The sequence below is a fragment of the Nonomuraea maritima genome (assembly GCF_900100395.1).
Classification (GTDB): domain Bacteria; phylum Actinomycetota; class Actinomycetes; order Streptosporangiales; family Streptosporangiaceae; genus Nonomuraea; species Nonomuraea maritima.
This window is the reverse complement of the sequence record NZ_FNFB01000059.1, coordinates 1-10,049: the sequence shown is the minus strand read 5'-3', so window position 1 is coordinate 10,049 and position 10,049 is coordinate 1. Positions and strand designations below refer to the sequence as shown.

10 protein-coding genes are annotated in these 10,049 nt (G+C 69.9%); 7 read left to right on the top strand and 3 right to left on the bottom strand.

Annotated elements, in window-relative coordinates; translation table 11 throughout:
• The first annotated feature begins 582 nt into the window (after positions 1-582).
• Positions 583-1,146 (top strand): dihydrofolate reductase family protein, encoded by a 564-nt coding sequence (locus BLR04_RS39055; protein ID WP_090774206.1) that lies wholly within the window; start codon positions 583-585, stop codon positions 1,144-1,146.
• A gap of 6 nt (positions 1,147-1,152) precedes the next feature.
• Here the strand turns inward: BLR04_RS39055 and BLR04_RS39050 are convergent, their stop codons facing one another.
• A complete protein-coding gene (locus BLR04_RS39050) occupies positions 1,153-2,217 on the bottom strand; it encodes a LacI family DNA-binding transcriptional regulator (RefSeq protein WP_218129347.1) in 1,065 nt (354 codons plus the stop codon).
• 143 nt (positions 2,218-2,360) lie between these two features.
• Here BLR04_RS39050 and BLR04_RS39045 point away from each other — a divergent pair, with 143 nt between their 5' ends.
• Genes BLR04_RS39045 through BLR04_RS39025 form a run of 5 tightly spaced genes read left to right on the top strand, consistent with a single transcriptional unit; the run spans position 2,361 to position 7,671 of the window.
• On the top strand, positions 2,361-3,722 hold the full coding sequence (locus BLR04_RS39045) for an ABC transporter substrate-binding protein (protein ID WP_090774204.1): 1,362 nt from the start codon (positions 2,361-2,363) through the stop codon (positions 3,720-3,722).
• Between the two features lie 8 nt (positions 3,723-3,730).
• Positions 3,731-4,657 (top strand): carbohydrate ABC transporter permease, encoded by a 927-nt coding sequence (locus BLR04_RS39040; protein WP_090774203.1) that lies wholly within the window; start codon positions 3,731-3,733, stop codon positions 4,655-4,657.
• A complete protein-coding gene (locus BLR04_RS39035; RefSeq protein WP_090774202.1) occupies positions 4,654-5,478 on the top strand; it encodes a carbohydrate ABC transporter permease in 825 nt (274 codons plus the stop codon). Before BLR04_RS39040 ends, BLR04_RS39035 begins: the two co-directional genes overlap by 4 nt.
• 5 nt (positions 5,479-5,483) lie before the next feature.
• Complete coding sequence (locus BLR04_RS39030; RefSeq protein WP_090774201.1) at positions 5,484-6,401, top strand: ROK family protein; 918 nt, start codon at positions 5,484-5,486, stop codon at positions 6,399-6,401.
• A 31-nt stretch (positions 6,402-6,432) separates the two neighbouring features.
• Positions 6,433-7,671, top strand: a complete 1,239-nt coding sequence (locus BLR04_RS39025; RefSeq protein WP_090774200.1) for a glycoside hydrolase family 68 protein — start codon at positions 6,433-6,435, stop codon at positions 7,669-7,671.
• Between the two features lie 210 nt (positions 7,672-7,881).
• Here BLR04_RS39025 and BLR04_RS39020 read toward each other — a convergent pair whose 3' ends face one another.
• The gene (locus BLR04_RS39020) at positions 7,882-8,472 is read right to left on the bottom strand and encodes a DUF47 domain-containing protein (protein ID WP_245741009.1); all 591 of its coding nucleotides are present in this window, start codon (positions 8,470-8,472) and stop codon (positions 7,882-7,884) included.
• A gap of 38 nt (positions 8,473-8,510) precedes the next feature.
• Entirely contained in the window at positions 8,511-9,446 is a 936-nt protein-coding gene (locus tag BLR04_RS39015) for an inorganic phosphate transporter (protein WP_090774198.1), read from the bottom strand.
• Between the two features lie 304 nt (positions 9,447-9,750).
• Between BLR04_RS39015 and BLR04_RS39010 the strand changes: the two genes are divergently transcribed.
• Positions 9,751-10,049 (top strand): IS5 family transposase (locus BLR04_RS39010; protein ID WP_143022439.1); only part of this gene is annotated, 299 nt, incomplete at its 3' end.

Here is a 10,049-nt window from a genome sequence, read left to right as displayed (position 1 = left end):
CATGCCGCGCACGCCGACGTGAACGCGGCGGTCAACATCCTCAGGGCAGGGCTTGCCCTTCGCCAGGCTGCGGAAGCGGCTTAGCGAGAAGCCGCTCCCTTCAGAGAGCGGAGGAGTCACGAAGACGGTCGGCGCATCGCGCGACGTCCTCCCCTCAGAAGGGGAAGCCGTAGGTACGGCGGCGCCGTCGTCGTTGCCGGCGTCGACGGCGACTACCAGGAGGCTCGGGCGGAGGCGCGATCATGGTGAGGTTCATCGACATTTCCTCTCTGTGCACACCCGCACAGCAGTACAGCTACCCTCCCATCGTTGACATCCACATCTGACCGGTTGGCGGCGGTCACCAGAAGGCGAAGAAGATGACCACGGACGTCGACCAGGAGCTGATCCAGGCCGCGGCGCACATCGCGGCCACGCGCTGCCGGGGTGACAACCACACCAGATCAGACCCCCGTCACCGACCTGCTCCCGGAAAGCTACGTCTGGGCGGACCACCAACTGGACAGCCCGCTTCCGCTCGGCGCCGATGAGTTGGGGGAGGCCGGGTGGTCCACCTCCTGAGGGCAGCATTCAGGAGGTCAGATGGGTGCAGTGGTGCTGTACAAGAGCATGTCGTTGGACGGCTTCGTCGCCGGTCCTGACATCGGTCATGAGCATCCCATGGGCAAGGGCGGCATGCGGCTGCACGAGTGGATGTTCACCGACCGGCCCGACCCGCGCGACCAGGAGGTGCTCGACCGGATGTCGGCTTCGGTCGGCGCGGTCGTGGTCGGCAGGCGTACGTTCGACGTCGGCCTGCCGCACTGGCAGGACACCCCATATCCGGCGCCGACCGTCGTGCTCACCCACGAGTCCCGCGACGAGCTCGTCATGAGGAGCGGGACGTTCACCTTCGTCACCGGCGTCGAGGCCGCACTGAAGGCCGCGCAGGACGCGGCCGGCGACAAGGACGTGGTCGTCATGGGCGCCAGGACGGGACGGCAGTTCCTGCGCGGCGGATTGCTGGACGAGTTGCTGATCAACCTGGTACCGGTCGTGCTCGGCTCGGGAATCCGGCTGCTGGAGGACCTCGGTCACATCGAGTTGACGCGCACACACCTGGTCGCCTCCGACGCGGTCACACACCTGCGCTTCACGGTGAAGTGAACGCGCTCAGCCGGGGAGATCCCCGGCAGGGGGCTTGACGGACTCCCGCGCGCGGACCGGCATCGGCACCCGGTGCACCTGGCCCGTCCGCCCGGTGTCCGAGCGGCCGATCTCGGCGAACAGCACGTCGACCGCCTTACGGCCCAGCTCGTAGTGCGGCAGCGCCACGGTGGTCAGTTGGGGACGCATCCACGAGGCGATCGGGTGGTCGTCGAAGGAGACGACGGAGACGTCCGCGGGCACCCTGAGGCCGAAGTCGTCGAGCGCCTGGTAGGCGCCCATGGCGATCCGGTCGTTGAAGCAGATCAGGGCGCGCGGCCGGGCGGTCCCGAGGAGGTCCCGGGTCGCCGTGAGGCCGTACTCCGGCTGCCAGTCGGGACAGATGCGGGCGCCCGCCACCTCGACCCCGGCGGCGCCGAGGGCCTCCCGGATGCCGACGAGCCGCTCGACCGCGGCGACGCTCTCCGACGGCACGTCGTGCAGGCCGGGACCGGCGCCGATCAGGTAGACGCCGTCGCGGTGGCCGGCGTCGAGCAGGACACGGGCTGCGCTGCGGCCGGCCTCGACCTCGTCCGGCAGGACGGCGGGCAGGGGGGTGGGCTGCTTGGGGAGCGCGTTGAGCAGGACGGCGGGCACGGCCGTGACGGCCTTGGGCACCTCGATGGTCCTGGTGAACATCGAGGCCAGGACGAGCCCGTCGACCTGCCGGTCGTGCATGGCCTGGAGCAGGAGGCGTTCGAGCTCGGCGTCGCCCTCGGTCTCGCCGATGAACAGCATGAAGCCGCGGTCGCGGGCGGCTTCGAGCGCTCCTTTGATCATGTCGCCGGCCAGCCGCGAGGTGGCGACGGTGTCGGAGACGAAGCCGATCGTCCGGGTGGTGCCCGTGCGCAGGCCCACGGAGACGATGTTGGGCCGATACTCCAGCTCGTGGGCGGCCCGCAGCACGCGCTGCTCGACGTCCTGAGAGATCCGCAGTTCGCGGCCACGACCTGACAGCACGAGCGAGGCGGTCGTGCGGGAGACGCCGGCCGCCTTGGCCACGTCGGCCATCGTGACCCGTCGTGGGCTCACCCAGGACCTCCGATCAAGAGTGGGTTACGGAGGGTTGACATCGTACGACGCGCGTGGTGAGACTACGGGCGCTAACCCGATTTAGCAACGTGCTCGGGCTGTCTGCCCGGTGCCGCATGTCCCAAGCAGCAGAGGAGACGCACATGGCTCGTCGAGTCCGTCCCGGCCGGTCCGGGGTCGCGCTTGTGATCGCCATGGGGACGCTGACCGCCGCCTGCGCGCCGCCCGGGGGCGACAGCCCGCAGCCCCAGGCCACCAGCGCGGCACCGGTGTCCGAGGCGCCCACCTGCGGCACGGCGCCGGTGACGATGACCGGCTACTTCGAGACCGGCTTCCCGCTGCCCAAAGAGCTGACCACGGAGTTCACCAAGCAGCACCCGAACGTCACGTGGGACATCCGCGAGGACCAGTTCGCGGTGCTGACGCAGAACGCCCCGCGCCTGCTGGCGGACAACCCGCCCGACCTGATGCGCCTGCCCCAGCTCTCCGAGCTGGTCAAGGACAACCTCATGAAGAACCTGGACGGCTACGCGACCGCCTTCGGCTGGGACAAGTGGCCGGCGTCCCAGCTGGAGCAGCTGCGCCTCGGCCAGGGCGGCCGGCCGCGAGGGGAGGGCTCGCTGTACGCCCTCGGGCTCAACATGAGCATGACCGGCGTCTTCTACAACAAGAAGCTCGCCGAGCAGATCGGGATGTCCGCGCCGCCCGCCACGCTGGCGGAGTTCGACACGCTCCTGGACAAGGCCAAGAGCGCGGGCATCACTCCCATCGTCCAGTTCAACGGCGGCGCCACCGGCGGTCTCGCCTTCCCGCTGCAGAACCTCATGGCGTCGTACGGCCCGTCCGGGCCCATCAACGACTGGATCTTCCAGAAGCCCGGCGCCACCATCGACACGCCGTCGAACCTGCAGGCCGTCCAGCACCTCGAGCGGTGGATCAAGGCGGGGTACTTCCAGAAGGACGTCAACGCGGTCGACTACGCCACCATGATGAGCCGGTTCATCGACGGGCAGGGCCTGTTCATGTTCAACGGCGACTGGGAGTCGGGCAACCTCGACAAGCAGATGGCGGGCAACGTCGGCTTCACCCTGATGCCGTCCGCGCAGGAGGGCGGCAAGCTCGCCACCATGTCCGCGCCTTTGACCTTCGGCATCGCCGCGAAGGCGAAGAACGCCGACTGCGCCGCGTACTTCCTCAACTGGGTGGCCACCGACAAGCGGGCCCGCGAGATCGGCGTCGAGGTCGGCGGGTCGCGTCCGCTCGGACCGGCCGACGCGTACATGCCGGAGGTGGCTCAGGACACCGTCACCGCGGGCACGCTGGCCGCCGGGGCGGACATCGCCGCGGACAACGGCGCGATGGACTTCATCGCCAACGCCACCGGCGCCATCTACGCCAAGGGCTGGACGCCGCAGCTGCAGAAACTGGTGGCCGGGGAGCAGACGCCGCAGGAGCTGCTCAAGACGGTGCAGGCCGACTACTCCGGCCAGATCGAAGGGAACTGACCCAGGTGATGACCCGCCCCGCCGGCGCTCGATCCGTGCACCGGCGGCCGGTCGCGAGGAAGCTGCGCGGCACGCGCGGACTGGTCGGCTGGCTGTTCGTCGCCCCGGCGTTCGCCTTCTACGCGGTGTTCGTGCTGCGCCCGATCGCGCTGACGTTCCAGTACTCGCTGTACGAGTGGGACGGCATCGGCCCGTCCACCTGGGTGGGAGCGGCCAACTACGGCAGGGTCTTCACCGATCGGGACCTGTTCGAGTCGCTGGTCAACGCCTTCCAGCTGATCGTGTTCTTCAGCGCGGTGCCGGTGGTGCTGGGCCTGGCCGTCGCCGCGACCATCCGCAGGATCGCCGCCAGCCGGCTCGCCCTCGTCGCGCGGACCGTGCTGTTCCTGCCGCAGGTCATCCCGCTGGTGGCGGCGGGCATCGCGTGGAGCTGGCTGCTGGCGTCCACCGGAGTGGTCAACCAGCTGCTCTCGCTCGTCGGCCTCGGCGGGGTGACCCGGGCCTGGCTGGGCGATTTCGCGACCGCCCTGCCGGCGGTCGGCATGATCGGCGCGTGGGTGCTGCTCGGCCTGTGCACGCTGCTGCTCCTGGCCGGCATGAGCAAGATCGACCCGGCGCTGTACGAGGCCGCCCGCCTCGACGGCGCGGGTCCGTGGCGGGAGTTCGTCTCCATCACGATCCCGAGCCTCCGGCAGGAGATCGCGGTCTGCGTCACCGTGACGGTGATCGCCGCCCTGGCGAGCTTCGACATCGTCTACATCTCGACCCAGGGCGGCCCGGGCAACACGACCATGGTTCCCGGCCTGCAGATCTTCTACCTGGCCTTCGCCGACCGGGAGGTCGGCACGGCCTCGGCCCTGGCCATGGTGCTCATGATCCTCGTCATCGCCTGCGCCCTGCCCATCCAGTGGTTCGCGAAGGACAACAACCGATGATCACCCCCTGGCGGGAGGCCTGGACCGGCAGGCTGCTGCTCGTCCTCATGATGGCGATCACGCTGCTGCCGTTCGTCAGCCTGTTCGTCACCGCGCTGCACCCCTCGGGCACCTACCCCGCCGGGCTGGCCTGGCCGGACGACCCGCAGTGGGGCAACTTCCTGCGCGCCTTCGAGGCCGCCGAGATGGGCGAGCTGCTGAAGTCGAGCACCCTCATCGTGCTGGGCGTGGTCCCGATCTCCATCCTGCTCGGCACGATGGCCGGCTTCGCCATCGGACACCTGCGCGTGATCGGCGGTCGCGTGCTCTTCGTGCTGTTCGTGCTCGGCCTCACCCTCCCCTACGAGGGGATCATCACGCCGCTGTACTACCAGATCCGCGACATGGGGCTGCTCAACACCCGCTGGGCGATCATCCTGCCGCTCATCGGCCTGTTCATGCCCTTCTCCGTCTTCTGGATGCGCGCCCACTTCGTCAACATGCCCGGCGAGCTGTCCGAGAGCGCCCGGATGGACGGGGCCAACGTGTGGCAGCTGTTCCGGCGCATCCACGTCCCCCTGGCCGTGCCGGCGATCGCGTCCCTGGGCATCCTGCTGTTCCTGTGGACGTGGAACCAGTTCCTGCTGGCCATCGTCCTGGTGGACGACCCCACCAAGCGGACCATGTCCGGAGCCCTGGGCGCGTTCCAGGGACAGTGGGGTACCAACATTCCGTTGTTGAGCGCCGGGTCGCTGCTGATCCTGACGCCGACGCTCCTGGTGTTCCTCATCTTCCAGCGCCACTTCGTCAAGGCCCTGCTCCAGGGCTCGCTGAAAGGCTGACCGCGATGCACACGACACAGCCGCTGTACGGCGGGATCGAAGCGGGCGGCACGAAATGGGTGTGCGCGGTCGCCGACGCCGACGGAGACCTCGTCGCGACCGACGTGATCCCGACGACCACCCCGGATGAGACCATCACGGCCACGGTGCGCTTCTTCCGTGAACACCGGGGGCTCAGCGCCATCGGCGTGGGCAGCTTCGGGCCGGTCGATCTGCGACCGGGGTCGCCGGCGTACGGGCACATCACCAGCACACCGAAGCCGGGCTGGGCCCACACCGACGTCGTCAGCCCGCTGCGGGCCGCGCTGGACGTCCCCGTCGGCCTCGACACCGACGTGAACGCCGCCGCGCTGGGCGAGTGGCGGCACGGAGCGGGACGTGACCTCGACACGGTCGTCTACATGACCGTGGGCACCGGGATCGGCGTCGGAGCCGTGGTGAACGGCCGGCTGCTGCACGGCCTCCTGCATCCGGAGTTCGGCCACGTCCGTGTCCCGCGCGACCCCGCCAGGGACGCGTTCGCGGGCAGCTGCCCGTTCCACGGCGACTGCCTGGAAGGGCTCGCCTCCGGCGAGGCGATGCGCCAGAGGTGGGGACGACGGGCGGAAAGCCTCGACGACCCGGCGGCGTGGGAGCTCGAGGCCGAGTACCTCGCCCACGCGGTCATGAACCTGACCTACACGCTCTCGCCCGAGCGGATCATCATCGGCGGCGGCGTCGCCAAGCACCCCGGACTGATGGCGCGCGTCAGGGCACGCGCGTTCGACCTCGCCGCCGGCTACCCCACGACGCCGCCCATGACCGACGCGACCTTGATGGACGAGTACGTCGTCAGCCCGTCGCTCGGCGACCACGCGGGCATCACCGGGGCCATCGAGCTCGGCAGGCTGTCCACCATCAGCGGAAAGAAGGGTTGTTCATGATGCGAAGGCCCGTCGGCTCGCGGGACGTCGCGTGACCGGAGGCCGACCGGCGCGCTGGACCAGCCGGCACCTCGGCCTGCTCGCCGAGACCGCGTCGACCACCGCGCCCGTCTTCGACCCCCCTGCCCTGCCCCGGATCCTGCCGGACCTCGACCTGTGGGACCTGTGGCCGGTCCAGGACGAGGACGGCTCGACCAGCGTGGTCAACGGTCAGGAGCTGTGGATGGCGCTGTCCGCGCCCGCCGTCGGCCACCCCGAGGAGCGCCACGACCGGGCGCGGCTCCGCCTGCTGGGAAGGGACGGAGCCACGTGGACCGACCTCGGCAACGCCTTCGCCGACGGCGCCTCGCCCGGCAGCCGTGAATGGTCCGGGTCGGCGGTTCGCCGGGCGGACGGCACGGTCTCCGTGTACTACACGGCCGCCGGACGGCGCGGCGAAGCGCGCCCGACGTACCGGCAGAGCGTCATCGAGACCCGTCCGACGCTGATCGCTGACGGAGGCGGGATCCTGCTGCGGCGCGACGCCGAGCATCGGGAGGTGCTGCGCTCCGACGGCAGGACGTATCTGTCGGCCGACGAGCCGGACGGGGCGCCGGGCCGCATCAGGGCCTTCCGCGACCCGGGCTGGTTCCGCGACCCGGCCGACGGGCGCGACCACCTGCTCGCCGCCGCCTCCACCGCGCACGAGGACGGGTTCACCGGCGCGATCGCCCTCGCCGATGAACGGGACGGCGCCTGGTCGCTGCTGCCGCCCCTGCTGATCGCCGACGGCATCAACCACGAGCTCGAACGACCGCACGTCGTCGTCCACGACTCCCGGTACTACCTGTTCTTCTGCACCCAGCGCCACACGTTCCACCCCGCCGATCGGGCGCCCACCGGGCTGTACGGTTTCACCGCGCCCAGCCTGACCGGGCCGTACGAGCCGCTGAACGGGTCAGGGCTCGTGCTCAGGAACCCCTCAGGCGAACCCGACCAGGCCTACGCCTGGCTGGTGCTGCCGGATCTGCACGTGGTCAGCTTCGCCAACTACCGCACGCGCGAGGGCGTGGACCTCCGCTCGGCGGACGCCGCGCAGGCACGGGCGAACTTCGGCGGCACCATCGCCCCCACACTCAGGCTCACCCTGGACGGGGCGACGACGTCCGTCACTCCGATCACCGAGGCGATGCGTCAGCGCGCCTGCGAGGGCACGCGGCGGCCGAGAGCGGACCAGCCGCTCAGCAGGCGCAGGGCGTCGGCGGTGGGGGAGCCAGGCTCGACGTTGTAGACGCACAGCGCAATGTCAGCTCCCCGACGGCACCGCCCGCGACGTCGAGGAGACCCTGCGCTTCGCCGCACTGACCGGCGTACGTCCGCTCACCGAGACGTGCCCGCTGGAAGAGGTGGGCGCCGCCTACGCCCGCATGCTCTCGGGCAAGGCCCGCTACCGCATGGTCCGCACCACCGGCCGCTGACGCCCGGCAGGATTCGAGGTGGCTCAGCGTTTCATGGCGCCGTCGGCTATGGCGTCGGCGGCGTCGCTGATGGCGGTGCCGACGATCTCCAGGCGGCGGACGAGTTCTCGTTCTCGGAGGGCTTCTGAGGTCACCTCCGACGACAGGATGCGGGCTATCTCGTACTGGTACATGCGGCGGACCGCGCCGCCGGCCTTCTTGGCCTCGAGGGCGTCGGACGAGACCACCGGGGTGCTCGCGGCCAGGTCGCTCACCGCCTTCTCCAGGGCGTCGATGCCCATGATGACCTGGTCGAGCATGGGGGCGAAGCGCCGGCGGTCGTGGACGCGGTACAGGTGGGACTCGCGCACGAAGTCGCGCAGCGAGTCCAGGATGTCGTCTATCGAGCGGGACAGCCGGAACAGGTCCTCGCGGTCGATCGGTGTGACCAGGGCGCCGGCGAGTTCGGCGATCAGCTGGGCGCGGTAGGTGTCGCCTCGATGCTCGATCGTGCGCATCCTCTCGTGCGCCTTCGTCCGGCCGACCTCTCCGCTGATCATGGCCATGGCCAGCCAGGCGCCTTCTCGCGTCGCCTCCAGCTGGCCGGTCAGCGCCTGTAACAGCGTGCTGTCCATGCGTCCGCGGAGCATGCTCAGGACCCGCCCGAGACGTTTCACACGCCCACCCCCTTGATGATCAGAGCTGCGGCCAGGGCCAGGACCACGCTGACCGGCAAGGTCACCGTCCAGGCCAGCAGAATTTTGACGGTCGCGGCCCAGCGCACCCGGCGCACGCTGTCGGCCATGCCGGCGCCGATGAGTCCGCCCGCTATGGCCTGCGTCATGCTGACCGGCGCTCCCGCCGCGGCGCAGCCGATGACCGACAGTCCGCTGCCGAGCTCCGCCGCGACGGCGTGCAGCGGGCGGGCCGCCAGCAGTTCGCGGCTCAAGGTACGGCCCGCGCGCGGCAGGCCGTATATCGCACCGATCGCGAAGAGTGCGGCGGTCAGGAGGCAGATGAGCGGTGGTGCGCCGGTCACGCCCAGGGCGACGATGAAGACGGCCAGCATCTTCTGGCCGTCGTTGGCCGCGTATGCCAGGCATTGCAGCGCGAAAGCGCCCCAGTGCAGGCGTGGCAGCATGTGGGCCCGGCCCAGTACGGCCACCAGGCGGCCGGCGGCCACGGCCATCGCGCCGCCGGCGATGGGCGCGGCGACGCCTGCCACGAGCACCAGCAGGACGGCGGTCGGCGAGACCGGCAGGTCGAGGCCGACGGCGGCGCCGGTGAGGCCGCCGACGATGGCCAAGGTGAGGCTGGTGGGCCGGCCGCGGCTGCTCAGCGTCCAGACCACAACCAGCGCGCACACGACGGCGACGGTCATCGCGAGCTGTCCTGACGGGCCAGGTAACGCCGCCAGCCGGGTGGTGAACGTGGCTGCCACCTGGGAGGTGACCAGCGGTACGGTCGCGACCGCACCGACCAGGACGAGCAGGGCCGCCCCTGGACGCACGCTGCAGACCTTCAGCCCGGTGCCGAGCAACGCGCCGCCGTCGTTGATCCCGGACACGATCGCGAAGATTCCCGCGAGCACCGCTAACCCGGCTGACAACTACGCCTCGCCACCGTCTTCATTCCTACCAAACTACTCGGAATTTGGTGATATGTCTCGCCCTGTGGGCGGCTGATCGATTCCCGTTGTTCACTTGTTATTCACCTACGTCGCCACGTTACGGCAGCTCCGCCGGGTTGGCACCCGATTTGTTCACCTTCTGTTCACCTTAGGGGTATCCGTCGTGGCGGCAGGCTGAGGACCTCGACCGCCCGATGGCGAGGCCGCCGGGAAGGGGGATCAGCCGTGAGGGCCCCTAGAGAGTGTCTGACAAACGATCTACATGCACTGTTGAATGTCGGTCGTGGTGCGACGTGGTGAGCTGACGGACAAGGCGTGGGCACGTATCGAGCCGCTGCTGCCGGCGATGGACGGCCGGGGCCGTCCTTGGCGTGATCACCGGCAGGTGATCGACGGCATTTTGTGGCGGTTGCGGACCGGCGCGCCGTGGCGGGACATTCCCGAGCGGTACGGGCCCTGGCAGACCTGCTACGAGCGGTTCAAACGCTGGGAACAGGACGGCACCTGGGCGCGGCTGCTGGAGGAGATGCAGGTCAAGGACGACTCGATCGGCCAGGTCGAGTTCACCGTCAGCATCGACTC